Source organism: Plantactinospora solaniradicis, from assembly GCF_042658085.1.
GTDB lineage: Bacteria > Actinomycetota > Actinomycetes > Mycobacteriales > Micromonosporaceae > Plantactinospora > Plantactinospora solaniradicis.
This window is the reverse complement of sequence record NZ_JBHSPR010000084.1, coordinates 89613-105441: the sequence shown is the minus strand read 5'-3', so window position 1 is coordinate 105441 and position 15829 is coordinate 89613. Positions and strand designations below refer to the sequence as shown.

The following is a 15829-nucleotide window of genomic DNA, read 5'->3' as shown; positions in this document are numbered from 1 at the left end:
CCCTATCTCTACGGCACCTTCACCCTTCACGGTGAACGGGTCAACGACTACTTCATCTCGCCCTCGATCGTCGAGGACCCGCTCGGTGTCTGGTTCCTGACCAGTCCCTTCGGCGCCCCGCTCTACATGGTCGAACTCGTCGGGCTGCTCGGGCTGGTCTGGTACTGGAAGACCCGGTGGTGGGCCCGTCCGATGCTGCTGCTCGTGGCGGGTGTCTACGTGTACCGCTGGGCGCTCGTGCTGATCTTCGTCGGCAACGGCCACACCCTCTACCTGCACTACACCACCCGGCTGATCGGCCTGGTGTTCGCCTCGGCCGGCGTCCTGACCGCCGTCACGGCGGTACCGGCGCTCGCCCGCCGGGTGACCAAACGCTCACTGCGCGGTGTCGCGCTGCTCAGCACGGCGACGCTGCTGGTGGTCGCGGGACTGGCCAGCATGAGCACCTGGATGCCCTCGCCACGGGGGATGAACGACGTCAGGCGGCCGGGGGGCCAGCCCGAGCCGAACCTGGTCACCTTCGCGCACGCGGAGCCGTTGCCGAACGGGAACCGGCCCCGGTACGCGGCGAAGGGGGTCACCGTCCCCTACTTCCCGGTCGAGTCGATCCGCGAGGTGGTCGAGGGGACGCTCGGCAAGGGAGCCCGGCCCTCGACGCTCGCCTACGACGAGCGGATGTTCGCCTACTACCCGTGGGACGGCTACATCGCCGTGGAGCGGCTGGCGTCCAACACCTTCTCGAGGTGGGACGAGCGGTACGCCGAACTCATCCGGATCGCGGCGATCAAGGACCCGGCCGAGTTCGCCCGCGCCTCGGCGGACACCGAGTTCGGCGGCATCGACGTCTTCGTACTTCGTCGGCGCGGGGAGGGCTGGGTGTGGGGTGGCGACGCGGTGTTCGATTCCGCGCAGTTCAGCCCGACCTACTGGCGGGTGGCCGCCGACCTGCCCAGCAACACCGCGGTGGCGGTACGCCTGCCGAACTGACCGGCTGCCCTGACCGAGCGGGGCGGGCGGCGTCGGACCCGACGCCGCCCGCCCCGGTTCAGTTCTACTTGCGGGGCGCCGCCAGCAGCTTGCGGGCCAGGCGGCGCAGCAAGGGCCGCTTCCGGGCGACGGGCGTCGGATCGATGATCGGTGTCGCGAGGTCGGTCCGGACGGGCCGGACCCGGGGTGGGCCGCCCGGCTTCTGGACCCGGAACGAGAACTGTCCGCAGTAGTGCAACTTGCGAAGATTGACCTGGGCGGCGTGCCGCTTGGTCGTGACACCCCACTTGTCGATCTCCATGTTCAGCGGCGAGCGCTTGAACCAGCTCCCGTGCTCGGGCCGACGGCCGAACCACTGGCGCTGCACCAGCGCGATCCCGTCGATGCCGGGCCGCACCTCGGTGAGCTCCAGGCCGGCGTCGGAGACGAGCACCTTGAAGCCGTAGACCGTGTAGTTCCACAGGCTCCAGTGGTGGTACGGCTCGAGCTGGGAGGTGCTGCCGATGAACAGCCCGCCGGGCTGGAGCACCCGGGCGATCTCGCGCAGCAACGGCTCCGGGTGGCGGACGTGCTCGAACACCTGGTTCGAGTAGATCAGCGGTAGCGAGTTGTCGGCGAACGGCAGGTTCACGCCGTCGTAGAAGAGCACCTGCTCGCCCTCGATGGCCTTGGTGGGATCGGACTGCAGGATGTCGATCCCGACCCACAGGACGTCGGACCGCCACTTGCGGGCCCATCCCGCGGAGGCGCCGTTGCCGCATCCGAGGTCGACGACGAGGGACGGCGAGTCCGGCCCGGTCAACTCCTCTTCCAGGTAGTACTGCGAGTGCACCTGGCGGGAATGGTCATCGGGAATGTGCTCGGCCATCAATTCCCACAGCGTTGCCACGACACCGTCCTAGCGATATACATATTCTTCCGGACCCCGGCGGCTGACTGTCCGCTCAGGTTTCCGGGGCGGGGAGCCGCACGATCCAACGAAGACTAGCCGCTGTGACGGTGCCGTGGTGAGCCCCACAACGGGATAAACATTCGCGGCCTGCCGGCCGGGTCGGGTCGACCCGGCCGGTGGAGGCGCCGGCCACAGGGTCAGGACGGCAGTCGTTCCTGGAGGACCTGCACCACCCGGACGGCGGCCCGGCCGTCGCCGTACGGCATGCTCCGCGCGGCGCCCGGCGCCGGCCGGGTGGCCGTCTCCGACCAGCCCGCCGGGCCCAGCCGGCCAGGCTCGGGAACCAGCCGGTTCCAGTCGTCGACGAGCGTCTCCGGCCACTCGGTCTCCGGACGGAGCGTGGTGCAGGGGCGGCCGAGCAGGTACGCCTCCTTCTGCAGCCCGCCGGAGTCGGTGACCACCCCGGCGGCGCGCAGCACCGCGGCGACCATGGCCGCGTACGGCAGTGGGCGCCCGACGTGCAGCGATCCCTGGGCCAGCTTGATGCCGTACTCCTCGGCCCGGGCGAGCAGCCGGGGATGGGCGAGCAGCGCCACCGGCAGGCTCAGTCCGGCCATTGCCTCGACGAGCCCGGCCAGCCGCTCGGGGTCGTCGGTGTTCTCCGCCCGGTGCAGCGTGGCGAGCAGGTAGGGGGCGTCGGCGTCGATCCCCTCGGGCAGGACGGGGGTGGGGTGCTGGCCGGCGAGTACGGCGTCCCGGATCCGCAGGCAGACGTCCACCATCACGTCACCGACGAGCACGGAGCGGCTGGCGAGTCCCTCGGTGGCGAGGTGCCGCATGGCCTCCTCGGTCGGCGCGAGCAACAGGTCGGCGGCGTGGTCGGTGAGGATCCGGTTGTGCTCCTCGGGCATCCGCCGGTTGAAGGAGCGCAGGCCGGCCTCCAGGTGGGCGACCGGGAGGTGCAGCTTGACCGCGGAGAGCGCACCGGCGAGCGTCGAGTTGGTGTCGCCGTAGACCAGCACCCAGTCCGGCCGTTCGGCGGTGAAGACGGAGTCCAGGGCGGCGAGGATGTTGCCGGTCTGCACGCCGTGACTGCCGGAGCCGACGCCGAGGTGGACGGCGGGATCGGGTATTCCGAGGCCGGAGAAGAACACGTCGGAGAGGTCGGCGTCGTAGTGTTGTCCGGTATGCACGATTACGTGGTCGTGCTCGCTGTTCGCGAACGCTGCGGCGATCGGTGCGAGTTTGACCAGTTGGGGACGGGCCCCGACGACACTGACTACCTTCACTGCGGTCTTCTCCTGGCGTGTGCGCTGACCTGGGATAGGTGGGTTTCGCCAGGTTCACGGGCGGGATGGTGCTCGTCGCCCGCACCGACGGTCTCCGCGGCCCCTGGCGCCAACACGCTACGTCACCCGGTCACCGGAGCACGCTCCCCGACTCCTCCGGAGCGTCACCTGGCCACCCGCAACGGTACCCGGCGCCCCCGGCGTGTCGCCCCGGCCGCTCGGCGCGTCAGGCGTCGGTGTCCGGGCGAGGGGAACCGTCCGGGGGAGCGGGCCGGCCGTTCCGGCCCGACTGCGGGAACGGCCACACCCGGGGCATCCGCCGCACGGCGCGCACGGGGCGGCGGATCCCTTTCGCCACCACGGCGCCGACCTGGAAGCTGAGCGACGACTCCAGGGTGGCGACCCGGGCCTGCGACCGGGCAAGCTCGCGCTCCAGCGCGGGTATCCGGGCGTTCCGGTCGGCCAGCTCACGCTCCAGCTCGATCATCCGGCGCCGCAGTGGCCGGGAGACCAGGTCGAGGAAGACGTACTCGTTCGCCATCCGGAGCAGGGCGGGCAGGGGATCGGCGGCCGGGCCGTCGGGTCCGGCGCCGGTCGCGGTGCCCGGGGCGGTGAGGTACGACGGCACCGCCGCCAGCCGTTCCACACACTCGACGGCGATCGCGCTCTGCGCCCCGGGTACCGGAGCACGCTCCACCGGGGCCGCCGCGAGGATCTGGCAGCGGCCGTCCACCAATGGCCCCAGCAGCCGGTGGTAGGGAAGCTCCCCGAGCCGCCAGCCGAGCACCGCGATCATCCGGGCGCCCGGACGCAGTTCGCGCAGCAGCGGTGCCAGCGCGTCGGGGTCGGTGTGTGCCGGCGGAGTGGGACCGGGCGCGCAGAGCAGCAGCGTGCCCCCGCCGAGGTCGGAACCCGTCACCTCGTCGAGTCCGGATCTGGTGTACCGCACCGACTCGGGCAGCCGCAGCGCGTCCCGCAGGTCGATCCGCTCGTCCGTGACGTCGACGACGTGTTCCACCCCGTCGAGGTGGGCGTGCAGCAGTTCGTGGATGCGCATGACCGTGTCTCGTCCCTTCGTAAGGGGTGAACTCCGTCGCGGCCGTGGTGGCCGCTCAGGCGGTACGGGTGAAGACGTAGAAGCCGATCTGGTTGTCCCGGAACCCGTACGGCCGCCAGGCGTCGAACCGCAGGCCGCAGTCCCGGAGCAGCGGCAGGTACCGGTCGCGGCCCCGGACCACCATGTAGTTGCCGTACACCCGGTCCTCGTCGGCGCCCCAGTCGGCGACGACGAGGCGGCCTCCCAACCGGACCAGCGAGGCCAGGTTCCGCAGCGACCGTTCCCACTCCTGGTCGTCGAGGATGTGGAAGACCACGTCGATCGAGAGCACCACGTCGTAGAGCCACGGGCTGCGCCAGCCGGCGAGCGTCGAGGAGAAGTAGCGCGGGCCGCCACCCTCGGCCCGGCACTGCGCCAGCGCGGACGGGCTCGGATCGATGCCGTCGACCGCGTGCCCGAACCGGGCCAGGGCCCGGCTGAACCAGCCCTTGCCGCAGCCGGCGTCCAGCAGGAACAGCGGCGCGACCGGGCTGGAGTGGTGACCGATGACGTCGAGCAGGATGCTGAGCCGCAGCGTGTAGAACATCTGGTTGGTGGCTTCGTCGTACGTCACGTCGCCGCCGGACCGCAGGGCACCCTCCCGCTGGTGCCGGGTGTCCCAGTAGGCGGCGGCCTCCTCGGTGGTGAGCAGATCACCCACGATCGCCACCCTCCTTCCAAGATTGGGAGGATAGGGCCGGTGTGGTAGAAAACCGGCGCAACTGAGCAGGTGACGTTACCAGGGATCGGCGAGATGTCCGTTCGAGGCGCGTTGCCGTACACTCGCCGGGGCCCTCCGCCTCGAGGTGGTCCCGGTCGTCCTCGGCGGCACCGACCCCGGTCCGGGGCGACGACGCCGTACAGCGACTCGCGGGCCAGGCCGACGACCAGGACGAGGAGAATTCGGTGAGGGTCTCCGCCACCCGAGACGTGGCCATCATCACGCCCTGGTACCCGACCAGACAGGTGCCGTTCGGCGGCGCGTTCGTCCGGGCGATGGTCGAGGCGACCGCGACGGTGCGGGACCGGGCCACGGTCTTCCACTGCGACGGGTGGGGTGCCCCGGTCTCGCGGCGCGGGGACAGGGCGATCGTACGGGCACACCGGGAACTGCTGACCCGAGGCGCCCGGGAGACCACCACCGTCACCGGAGCCGGCCTGGTCTACGTTCCGGTCCCGGTGCACTCCGGTCTCTCGTACGCCGAGGCCGCCCGGCGGCACTCGGCGGCGGTCGGGGTCGTGCTCGGCGGGCGACCGATCGACGCTCCGGTCGTGCACGGGCACGTCGGACTGCGGGGCGGCTGGACGGCCCTGGAGAACGCCCGCCCGGACGCCCGGGTCTTCGTGACGGAACACGCGACCTTCCTGCCGGCCGTGCTCCGGCAGCCTGATTCCCGGGCGATGTACGACGAGGTGATCCACCGGTCCGCCGGGTTCTTCGCGGTGGGCGAGGCGGTGCGCTCGGTACTGGTCGCGGCGTTCCCGCACCACGCCGACCGGATCGGGTTCATGCCCAACCCGGTGGACTTCGGCGTCGGCCGGGATCGGCCGGTCACCGCGCTGCGCCGCTGGCTGTACGTCGGATCGCTGAACGAGCGCAAGGGCGTGGCCCTGCTGCTGGAGGCGTTCGCCAGGTGCCGGGCCGAGGATCCGGCCCTGACCCTGACGTTCGTGGGTGACGGGCCGCTGCGGGCCAGCCTGACCGCGCGGGCGGCCGCGCTGGGGATCGCGGACGCGGTCACCTTCGCCGGCTTCGTGCTGCCGACGGCGGCGCTGGAACTCATGCACCAGCACGATCTGCTGGTCCACCCGAGCCGGCTGGAGACCTTCGGCATGACGGTGGTGGAGGCGATCGCCGCCGGCATGCCGGTGCTGGTCACCCGCTGCGGCGGACCGGAGGAGACGCTGGCCGGGATCGAGGACGCCGCGGGTGGGCTGATCGCCGTCGACGACGATCCCGACACCATCGTCGCCGGATACCGGCGGCTCCGCGATCGGTTCCCGCAGCAGGTGGACCTGCGGCACGCCCACGAGGTGCTGGCGGAGCGGTACGGCTACGCGTCCGTCGCCCAGGCGCACCGCCGGGTGTGGTTCCCCGATCCGGTCGGGTCCGGCCCGGCCCCGGTCGCGCCGGAAGCCGCCCTCAACTCGATGGAGTGACGACCGTGCAGGTGTTGTTCTTCGCCCTCGGCGCCCGGCGGATGCGCGCGGTCGCCGACGAATCCGCCCAGGTCGTCGCCGACGGTGGGCAGGCGGTCGTCCTGATCGATCACGCGAAGCTGTGGCGCGACGTCACCTTCGACCCGGCCGTCCGGGTGGTCGAGTTGTCGGGGATCGAGGCCGACCAGTTGCCGATGAGGATCGGTCACGGCCTGCTCTACGACGTCCCCCGGGGGCTGTTCCGGGCGGCGGGTCGGGGACCGCTGCGGCAGCGGGCCCGACGCGCGGCGGCGGCGTACGAGTTCCGGCTGGCGGACCGGGTACACCGCAGGGTGCTCGCGCCGTCGTACCGACTGGTCTGGGGCGAGGTGTCGCAGTCCCTGGTCCAGCGGCACGTCCTGGACGGTGCGTCCTTCGACCTTGTCGTGGTGACGGACTCGCCCTCGATGCCGTACGCGGCCCGGCTCCTGGAACGGTACGGCGCCAGTGGGTGGAATCCGCAGGTCGCCTTCGGGCTCGACTACGCGGCTCCGGACGCGGACTCACCGGCCGGGTCGGCCGACTCCGGCCGCCGAGGGTGAATGCCCGGAAACCGGCCGGTTGTCCTGGACGTCCGGGAGCGACACGGTCGGCCGGTCCGGGAGCGACACGGTCGGCCGGTCCGGGAACGGCATGTTCGGCCCGCGATAGCGGGGTAAAGCGGAACAGATCGGACAGGACGGTGGGCGGTGGGTTGCCGTACACTCGCCCAGGTCCGCTGGGAGAAGCCCCTGTGGGAGAGGCAGAGACACTCATCATGGACGTGAACGGGGCTGCCGGGGCGCGGCGGTCGACGGTGCGGCGGCGGGCCACGGAGGCCACTGCGCGATGAGCGAACCGGACGTCAGCGTGGTGGTCGCGGTCTACAACACCATGCCCTATCTCACCAAGTGTCTGAACTCCCTGCTGCGGCAGAGCATCGGCCGGGACCGGATCGAGGTCATCGCGGTGGACGACGGGTCCACCGACGGCAGCGGCCGGGAGCTGGACCGTTTCGCCCGGCTCTACCCGGACACCGTCAAGGTGATCCACCAGGCCAATTCCGGCGGCCCGGCCGCACCGAGCAACCGGGCCCTGGACCAGGCCACCGGCCGGTACGTCTTCTTCATCGGTGCCGACGACTACCTCGGCGCCGAGGCCCTCGAACGGCTGGTGAAGGCCGCCGACGAGTACGGCTCCGACGTGGTGCTCGGCAAGACCGTCGGGGTGAACAGCCGCAACATCCACCAGGCGGTGTTCGCCCGCAACGAGGTCGAGATCGGCCTCTTCGACTCGGCGCTGCCCTGGTCGCTGTCGAACACCAAACTCTTCCGGCGTGAGCTGGTCGAGCGCCACCACCTGCGCTATCCGGAGGACATGCCGGTCGGCAGCGACCAGCCGTTCACCCTGGAGGCCTGTTTCCGGGCGAAGCGGATCTCCGTGCTGGCGGACTACGAGTTCTACCACGCGGTGCGTCGGCTCAACGCGCACAACATCACCTACCGTTCCCGGCACGTGGAGCGGCTCCGGTGCGCTGAGTCGATCATGACCTTCGTGGCCCAGTTGATCGAGCCGGGCGAGCAGCGGGACGCCGTACTCCTGCGGCATTTCACCTGGGAGGTCGCCCGGCTGATCGAGGACGACTTCCTCCGGCTCGACCGGAGCGTCCAGGAGCAGGTCACGGCCGGGGTCCGGGTGCTGGCCGACGAGTACCTCACCGACCGGATCCGGACCCAGTTGGAGATCGAGCCGCGGCTGCGGATCTCCACCGCCCAGCGCGGCACCGTCGACGACCTCCTCGCGGTCATCAGGCAGGACGCCGAACACGGTGTGCCGCCGACGATCGTGGACGGGGTCCGCTGGTACGCCGGCTACCCCGGTTTCCGGGACCCCCGGCTGGACCTGCCGGACAGTTGGTTCGACGTCTCCGACACCGCCGCGGACTGGCTCGCCAGGCTGGAGGCGATCGCCGTCACCTGGGAGACCTGCCCCGACGGGGAACGGGCGCTGACGGTCACCGCCCGGACCCCGCGTCGGGACCTGGCGTCGCTGACCTCCGGCCCGATCGGGCTGACCGCCGGCGACGTCACCGGCACCACGCTGGAGACCAGCCGGGACAGCGCCGGCAGCACCGTACGCGCCCAGTTCCGGGTGAACCTGCTGCTCGCCGGTGCCGCGGCCGGCGGCGCGCTGCTCGCGGTCCGGTCCCAGTTGACCGCGTTCGGCGGGGTCGGCACCGCAGCGGTGCGGGCACCGACCCGTCCGACCGTGTCACGATTGATGTTCCGCCGGGGGATGCGGTTCTTCGTGATCACCCCGACGACGAGTCACCGAGGCCAGCTCGTGATCGCCATCGCGCCTGTCACGCCCCGTCGGGTCATGGCCCGACTGCGGCGCAAACTGCCCCACGGAGGAAAGTAGTAGGCATGAAGATCTGCGTCGTCGCTCTCGGAAAGATCGGTCTGCCGCTCGCCGTGCAGTTCGCCGACAAGGGGCACTCGGTGGTGGGTGCCGACGTGTCCGAGCGGGTCGTGAGGCTGGTCAACGACGGCGTCGTGCCGTTCCCGGGCGAGGCCGACCTGGACGTCAAGCTCAAGGAGGCGGTGGCGGCGGGCCGGCTCACGGCGACCACCGACACCGCGGCGGCGGTCGCCGGGTCCGAGGCCGTGGTCGTGGTGGTGCCGCTGTTCGTGGACGCCGACGGGGTGCCGGACTTCGGCTGGATGGACGACGCGACCCGGGCGATCGCGGCCGGGCTGAAGCCGGGCACGCTGGTCAGCTACGAGACCACGCTCCCGGTGGGCACCACCCGGAACCGCTGGGCGCCGATGCTGGAGGAGGGTTCCGGTCTCAAGCTGGGCCGCGACTTCACCCTGGTGTTCAGCCCGGAGCGGGTGCTGACCGGCCGGGTCTTCGCCGACCTGCGCCGCTACCCGAAGCTGGTCGGCGGGGTGGACGAGGCCTCGGCCCGGCGCGGCGTCGAGTTCTACGAGGCCGTGCTGGACTTCGACGACCGTCCCGACCTGACCCGGCCCAACGGGGTGTGGGATCTGGGCTCGGCCGAGGCGTCGGAGCTGGCGAAGCTGGCCGAGACGACGTACCGGGATGTCAACATCGGCCTGGCGAACCAGTTCGCCCGGTTCGCCGACACCGTCGGGGTGGACGTCGTCAAGGTCATCGAGGCCTGCAACACGCAGCCGTACAGCCACATCCACTCGCCGGGCATCGCGGTCGGTGGGCACTGCATCCCGATCTACCCCCGGATGTACCTCTGGAACGACCCGGCGGCCACCGTCGTCCGGTCGGCCCGGGAGGCCAACGCGGCGATGCCGGAGTACGCCGTCGACCTGCTCGCCGCGGCGGTCGGTGACCTGACCGGAGTCGACGTGCTGGTGCTGGGCGCGGCCTACCGGGGTGGAGTCAAGGAGACCGCGTTCTCCGGCGTCTTCCCGACCGTCGAGGCGCTGCGTCGCCGGGGCGCCCGGCCGTACGTCTCGGACCCGATGTACACCAACGACGAGCTGACCGCGCTCGGTCTGCCCGCCTACGCGGGTGAATCGGTGACCGCCGCGGTGATCCAGGCCGACCATGCCGAGTACCGCACCCTGGGCTCCGCCGACCTGCCCGAGGTCAAGGTGCTGGTGGACGGCCGTCGGGTGACCGACCCGGCGCGGTGGTCCACGGTCCGCCGGGTGGTGATCGGCGGCTGAACCCGCCGCACGACGACCGCGAGCCCTGGCCGATCCGCGTCGGCCAGGGCTCGCGTCGTCTGTTGTGCCGGTCGGGGGCGCGGCCGAGGATCAGTGCTGCTCGGCGTCGGCGAGGGCCGGCGGGCGCTCGGCGTCCCGCGAGACCACCTCGCCGCGGGCGTTGACCCAGCCCTTCGGCCGGGCCGGGTTGCCGGCCACCAACTGGTAGGGGGCGACGTCCCGGGTCACCACGGAGCCGGCGGCGATCATGGCGTACGAGCCGATCTCGACACCACAGACGATTGTCGCGTTGGCGCCGATCGACGCGCCCTTGCGGATCAGCGTCGGAGTGATCTCCCAGTCGGGATTCTGGGCGCGTGGGCGCAGGTCGTTGGTGAACACCGCGCACGGGCCGACGAAGACCTCGTCCTCGATCGTCACGCCCTGGTAGACGGAGACGTTGTTCTGGATCTTCACCAGGTCGCCGATCACGACGTTCGCGTCCACGTACACGTTCCGCCCGATGACGCAGTCGGCGCCCAGCCGGGCGGAGGAGCGGACGTGGGCGAGATGCCAGATCTTGGTACCGGAACCGATCTGGGCGCCCTGGTCGACCTCGGCCGAGGGGTGTACGAAGACCGTGGCGGGCAGGGAAGAAGGCTCGTTCATCGCTCGATTCACCGGCTCGGAGGAAGGTCTCCGGGCTCGCGGAAGCGCGTCCCGGAGCTGGTCGTGGCTCGCGATTCGCGGAGCCTCGCGGTCGTGGCGAAGCATAGCCGGCGGATCGGGCACTCCCGGCGCTCGGGGCAGCGGGGAGCGGGGCAGCGGGGAGCGGTCGGAAACCGGCACGTCGTCACGCGGGGCGTACCCCCGTTGGCCCACCCAGCGTGACGACGTACTTTCCCGTCGGGTCCGGTGCCCACGTCCCAGCCGGCCCGGTCCCGACGATCGCCGGTTCCGCCGACGCCGCTCCCGAAAGGCCCTGTCCCGGGCCTCCGGGAGCCGGATGGTGCGCCGGCTTCTACCAGTCAGCCTGCCGGTGCCGGCTAACCCGCTTCTTTCCGGAAGCTTTCCCGGGTCCGCGCGGCCGTCGCCTCGTCGTCGAGGGCGGCCAGCGAACCGGCGATCCGGGCCTGCTGCGGGAAGTCCAACTGCCGGTAGATGTCCAGTGCCGCCAGCCAGTACCGCCGGGCCGCCGGGATGTCGCCGAGCGTCCGGTGGACCATCGCCAGCCGGTCGAGCGCCCGGGCCTGCAACAGCGGGACACCCGCCTCCCGCCAGTACGCCAGCGACATCTCCAGGGACTGCCGGGCGGCCACCGGGTCGCCGCACTGCAACTCGGCCAGCCCCAGTGTCGACAGCGCGGATGCCTCGCCGAACAGGTCGCCGCGCCAGCGCAACTCGGCCAGGCACTCCCGCAGCAGTTCGCGGGCGGCCCCGGGATCGTCGAGCGTCAGCATCGTCTCGCCGATGTTGAGCTGGGTGTGCAGCACGCCGATCCGGTCACCGATCGACTCGTACCGCTGCGCGGCGCGGACGAGGTAGCCCCGGCCGGTGGCCGGCTCGCCCCAGTTCCCGTACGCCTTGCCCAGCGTCTCCAGCGTCAGCGCCTCGCCGTACAGGTCCCCGCTGCGCCGGGCCGCCACCAGGGCCCGGGCCAGGTGCTCCCGGGCCTCCTGTCGGGCACCGAGATCACGGTGCAACATGCCGAGGTAACGCAGCACGTACGACCGAATCAGATCGGTCTCCGGACCGGTCAGCAGGCGCAGCGCGGACTCGTGCGTGTCCCGGCACCGCGCCATGTCGCCCCGGACGTGGTGCAGGTAGCCGATCCGGACCAGCACCGATGCCCGGGTCGACGGGTCGTCGCGCGCCGCGAAGTACGTCTCGGCCTCGGCGAGGGCGTCCGCCGCCTCGTCGAAACGGTCCCGGGCGATCATCAGTTCGGCGTGCCCCCACAGCGACATCGCCACGCCCAGGTCGTCGCCCGCGCCTCGGGCGACCCGCAGCGCGGCCTCGGTCGTCCGCTCCCAGTCGTCCCAGTACCCGCAGAGGTAGAAGAACCCGGACAGGCTGGCGGCGAGTCGCCAGGCCAGCTCGGGCAGGTCCTCGGCGGCGGACTGTACGACCATCGTGGACATCGCCGCCCGCTCGGCCTCGAACCAGTCCCTGGCCGCCCGGATCAGCTCCGGCGCCGGCGCCCGCGACTCGTCGTCGAGCCCGGCGTCCTCGTCGACCGGCCGGTGTCCCGGCGGCAGCGGCGGACCCGGGAACCGCCGACCGGCCGGTTCCTCGTCCTCGACCGGCCGGTGTCCCTGCGGCAGCGGCGGACCCGGGAACCAGCGCCGGGCCAGCCAGGCCCGCCGGAGCCACTCCTGCGCGGCCCGGCCGATCGCCGATCGGCGCGCGACCGGATCCTCGCGCTCGCTGGCGAACTCCCGGGCGACCAGCCGGACCAGGTCGTGCATCCGGTACCGGAACTCGCCCGTGACATCCTCGCCGACCGACGTGACCAGGCAGACGTCGACCAGTTCCTCCAGCAGGGCCTCCGCCTCGGCGACCGGCACACCGAGCATCGCGGCCGCGGCCCAGACCGGGAAGTCCGGCACGTCCAGCAGACTCAGCAGCCCGAACAGTCTCCGTTGGGGTGGGTCCAGCGCCGCGACGCTCAATCCGATGCTGGCCCGGACCGCGAGGTCGCCCACGGTGAGTTCGTCGAGCCGGCGACGTTCGTCCGCGAGCAGCCGGGCGAGCCGGTCCAGGCGCCACTGTGGCCGGCTGGCCAGTCGGGCCCCGGCGATGTGGATGGCCAGCGGCAGCCGGGCGCAGTACTCGACGATCCGGTCCGCCTCCGCCCGCTCCGACGCGACCCGGGCCGGGCCGCAGAACCGGGCCAGCAGCGCCAGTGCGTCCCGGCGGTCCAGCATGCCGAGGTCGACCAGTTGTACGCCGGGCAGCGCGGCCGGGATCCGCCGCGAGGTGATCAGCACCGCGCAGCCGGTCCCGGCCGGCAGCAGTGGGCGTACCTGTGCCTCGTTCGCGATGTTGTCCAGCACCAGGAGCAGTCGCCGGCCGGCGGTGCGGCTGCGCAACAGGGCGGCCCGCTCGTCGGGTTCGGCGGGGATCGCGTCGTCCGCGACACCCAGTGCCCGGAGCAGCCGGCCGAGCGCCTCGGCCGGCTCGGCGGGCTGTGGTCGTACGCCGTGCAGGTCGACGAAGAGACGGCCGTCGGGGAACCGGTCCGCGATCCGCCGGGCCACCTCGACCGCCACCGTGGTCTTACCGGCGCCGGCGGGTCCGGTCAGGGCGATCACCGGCAACGCCGTCCGACCGGTGGCCTCCGGCCCGTCGTCGGAACCGGCCGTCAACAGGTCGGCCACCCGGGCGATCAGCTCGTCCCGGCCCACCACGTGGCCGGCACCGATCGGCAACTGCTCCGGTACGACGGGCGTGGTCACCGGCTCGGGTAGCGCCGGCCGGACGCCCGCCGGCACGGTCGTCGCCGGCTCGGCCGTTGCCGGCGTCGTGGTCGTCGTCGGCGTACGCGTCGCCGGCTCGACCGGACCGTCCCGGAGCGCGGCCGGCGGACCGGACCGCTCGTCGCGAAGCACCCTGAGGTACGCCTCGCGCAACTCCGGTGCCGGGTCGACGCCGAGCTCGTTGGCGAGCAGGTCCCGAATCCGCCCGTACGCCACGAGGGCCTGTGCCGGCCGTCCACTGTCGGCCAGGGACTGGATCAGTCCGGCCTGCAGTCGCTCGTCGAACGGGTGCGACTCGGCGAGTTCCTCCAGATGGGCCAGGCCACGGTCGGGCTGACCGGTGGAGCGGGCCGCCTCCGCCAGGGCGAGGACGGCGGCGATGCGCCGCTTGTGCCACGCCTCGGCACCGGCCGCCTCGCGTACCGGGTCGGGCAACCCGGCGAGCAACGGCCCGCGCCAGAGCAGGGTGGCCGTTTCGAGGAGGCGGAGCCGGCGGTCGGCTGGGCAGTCGTCGCGTTCGGACTCCGCGACCAGGTCGGTGAACTCGCTCGCGTCCAGCACGCAGCGCAGCGGATGGACCCGGTATCCGGCCGGTTCCCGGATCACGGCGAGCCCGCCCTGCCCGGTGCCGGCGGCCCAGGAACGCAGCCGCGACACCGCGATGTGCAGCGCCGGGGCCGGGTCCCGTTCGTGCTGGTCCGCCGACCAGGCCGCCTGGAGCAGCACCTGTCGGGACAGCCCGGCCGGACCGGCCGAGAGCAGCATGCCGAGGAGGGAGCGGAGCCGTTCCTGCCGGGGCGTGACGTCCTGACCGCGCAGGCTCACCCGGAGCGGGCCGAGCAACTGCACGTGCAGGGCCTGGGTATCCTCGCCGACGTCGTTACCGACCAACCTTCTCTCCCCCCGTTCCCCTCGGTGAGCTCCGGCAGGCGTGTGATCGGAGGTCCCACCGGGCGGCGGGACGGTACCGGTCCGATGCTGCCCGGAGCGGCGCCGGGTGGACGCCGTACCGGGGGCTGGCCGGTGGCACGGGCCCATTGTGGACGAACCGGCCGACCGGGGGTTGCCCAATTTCGGTGGCTCGCCCCGATCGAAGGCGAATCTTGACGTCCCGTGCGGACCGATCCGGCGGTACGTCGGATCTTTCGCCACCGTATCCCCGTTCGGCCGCCGGTGGGACCCTCGGGACTCCGCCGGCCGAGGTCCCGAGGAGCGGACCGGTACCGCCACCGGATTGTGCGGCCGAAAATGTCTCGGCTACGGTCGGCTGCGGCCGCCCGGACCAAGATCGGGCGGCGTCGACGAGGCGAGGCGAGGACGGCCCATGCGGTTGGCGAATCTGGCGGGACGACTGGTGGTGTTGACCGATGACGGGTCGGCCATCGATGTGGCGGCGGCGAGCGGAGGACGGTTCGGGCCGGATCCGCAGGACGCCTACGACCGCTGGGCGGAGTTCGTCGACTGGACGGTCGGGCTGGACCGGACCACCGGGACGATTCCGGTGCCGGAGGCGGAGCTGGGACCGGTGGTACCCCGGCCACGGCAGATTTTCGCGGTGGGGCTGAACTACCGCGACCACGCGGCCGAGTCGGGGCTGCAACTGCCGGCCCAGCCGATGGTCTTCACGAAGTTCGCGTCCTGCCTGACCGGACCGTTCGGGGACATCCGGCTCTCCGGCGAGCAGGTCGACTGGGAGGTCGAGCTGGTCGTGGTGATCGGCCGTACCGCCAGTGCGGTGGCCCCGGCGCAGGCCTGGGACTGCGTGGCCGGTCTCGCGATCGGCCAGGACCTCTCCGACCGGGCGGTGCAGATGCTCGGTACGCCACCGCAGTTCAGCCTCGGCAAGTCGTTCCCCGGATTCGGCCCGGTGGGCCCGTGGCTCAGCACCCTCGACGAGGTTCCGGACCGGGACGATCTGACGCTCAGCTGCGCCGTCAACGGTGAGACCGTGCAGTCGGGCAGTACCCGGGAGATGGTCTTCGGGATCCCGGAGCTGATCAGCTACCTGTCCGGGGTGTGCCCGCTCCAGCCCGGGGACCTGATCTTCACCGGCACCCCGGCCGGGGTCGGGATGGGCCGGAATCCCGCCCGGTACCTGGCCCCCGGTGACCTGCTGGAGACCCGGATCGACGGGCTCGGGGCGATGCGGCACCGGATCGTCGCGCCGTCCTGAGGCAGGCGGTCGGTCCACCGTCACCGCCGGCCGGCGGAGCGGTCCG

The 15829-nt window shown here is 72.1% G+C and carries 12 protein-coding genes; 6 read left to right on the top strand and 6 right to left on the bottom strand.

Translation table 11 applies throughout. The annotated features are described in order from the left end of the window. The coding region (locus tag ACFP2T_RS43755) for an arabinofuranosyltransferase (RefSeq protein ID WP_377433005.1) at positions 1–987 on the top strand (987 nt) is incomplete at its 5' end. A 64-nt stretch (positions 988–1051) separates the two neighbouring features. Here ACFP2T_RS43755 and ACFP2T_RS43750 read toward each other — a convergent pair. From ACFP2T_RS43750 to ACFP2T_RS43735, 4 genes are all read right to left on the bottom strand, one after another. After that, complete coding sequence (locus tag ACFP2T_RS43750; protein ID WP_377433004.1) at positions 1052–1876, bottom strand: class I SAM-dependent methyltransferase; 825 nt, start codon at positions 1874–1876, stop codon at positions 1052–1054. Between the two features lie 200 nt (positions 1877–2076). After that, the gene (gene wecB / locus ACFP2T_RS43745) at positions 2077–3168 is read right to left on the bottom strand and encodes a non-hydrolyzing UDP-N-acetylglucosamine 2-epimerase (protein ID WP_377433002.1); all 1092 of its coding nucleotides are present in this window, start codon (positions 3166–3168) and stop codon (positions 2077–2079) included. 226 nt (positions 3169–3394) lie between these two features. Further along, complete coding sequence (locus tag ACFP2T_RS43740; RefSeq protein WP_377433000.1) at positions 3395–4225, bottom strand: hypothetical protein; 831 nt, start codon at positions 4223–4225, stop codon at positions 3395–3397. A gap of 55 nt (positions 4226–4280) precedes the next feature. Beyond that, positions 4281–4925 (bottom strand): class I SAM-dependent methyltransferase, encoded by a 645-nt coding sequence (locus ACFP2T_RS43735; protein WP_377432999.1) that lies wholly within the window; start codon positions 4923–4925, stop codon positions 4281–4283. Positions 4926–5170: 245 nt separating this feature from the next. On the opposite strand from ACFP2T_RS43735, the gene ACFP2T_RS43730 reads away from it, so the two are divergent. The 4 genes from ACFP2T_RS43730 to ACFP2T_RS43715 all read left to right on the top strand — a co-directional run bounded on the left by ACFP2T_RS43730 (position 5171) and on the right by ACFP2T_RS43715 (position 10152). Then, positions 5171–6424, top strand: a complete 1254-nt coding sequence (locus ACFP2T_RS43730) for a glycosyltransferase family 4 protein (RefSeq protein WP_377432997.1) — start codon at positions 5171–5173, stop codon at positions 6422–6424. Next, positions 6421–7005, top strand: coding sequence for a hypothetical protein (locus tag ACFP2T_RS43725; protein ID WP_377432996.1), 585 nt, complete (start codon positions 6421–6423; stop codon positions 7003–7005). The genes ACFP2T_RS43730 and ACFP2T_RS43725 overlap by 4 nt, the downstream gene beginning before the upstream one ends. A gap of 286 nt (positions 7006–7291) precedes the next feature. Continuing rightward, complete coding sequence (locus tag ACFP2T_RS43720) at positions 7292–8863, top strand: glycosyltransferase family 2 protein (RefSeq protein ID WP_377432995.1); 1572 nt, start codon at positions 7292–7294, stop codon at positions 8861–8863. 5 nt (positions 8864–8868) lie between these two features. Next, positions 8869–10152: a nucleotide sugar dehydrogenase gene (locus ACFP2T_RS43715; RefSeq protein WP_377432993.1), complete on the top strand. Its 1284-nt coding sequence runs from the start codon at positions 8869–8871 to the stop codon at positions 10150–10152. A 90-nt stretch (positions 10153–10242) separates the two neighbouring features. Here the strand turns inward: ACFP2T_RS43715 and ACFP2T_RS43710 are convergent, their stop codons facing one another. Both ACFP2T_RS43710 and ACFP2T_RS43705 read right to left on the bottom strand, forming a co-directional pair. After that, positions 10243–10800, bottom strand: coding sequence for an acyltransferase (locus ACFP2T_RS43710; protein WP_377432992.1), 558 nt, complete (start codon positions 10798–10800; stop codon positions 10243–10245). Positions 10801–11177: 377 nt separating this feature from the next. Further along, positions 11178–14501 (bottom strand): AfsR/SARP family transcriptional regulator, encoded by a 3324-nt coding sequence (locus tag ACFP2T_RS43705; RefSeq protein WP_377432991.1) that lies wholly within the window; start codon positions 14499–14501, stop codon positions 11178–11180. 433 nt (positions 14502–14934) lie between these two features. On the opposite strand from ACFP2T_RS43705, the gene ACFP2T_RS43700 reads away from it, so the two are divergent. Next, positions 14935–15783: a fumarylacetoacetate hydrolase family protein gene (locus tag ACFP2T_RS43700; protein ID WP_377432989.1), complete on the top strand. Its 849-nt coding sequence runs from the start codon at positions 14935–14937 to the stop codon at positions 15781–15783. Positions 15784–15829 lie beyond the last annotated feature (46 nt).

What these genes read in the sequence shown, in the direction of transcription:
- ACFP2T_RS43720 (WP_377432995.1), top strand. Translation starts at nt 7,292, where the DNA reads ATGAGCGAACCGGACGTCAGCGTGGTGGTCGCGGTCTACAACACCATG.
- ACFP2T_RS43700 (WP_377432989.1), top strand. Translation starts at nt 14,935, where the DNA reads ATGCGGTTGGCGAATCTGGCGGGACGACTGGTGGTGTTGACCGATGAC.
- ACFP2T_RS43740 (WP_377433000.1), bottom strand. Translation starts at nt 4,225, where the DNA reads ATGCGCATCCACGAACTGCTGCACGCCCACCTCGACGGGGTGGAACAC.
- ACFP2T_RS43710 (WP_377432992.1), bottom strand. Translation starts at nt 10,800, where the DNA reads ATGAACGAGCCTTCTTCCCTGCCCGCCACGGTCTTCGTACACCCCTCG.
- ACFP2T_RS43715 (WP_377432993.1), top strand. Translation starts at nt 8,869, where the DNA reads ATGAAGATCTGCGTCGTCGCTCTCGGAAAGATCGGTCTGCCGCTCGCC.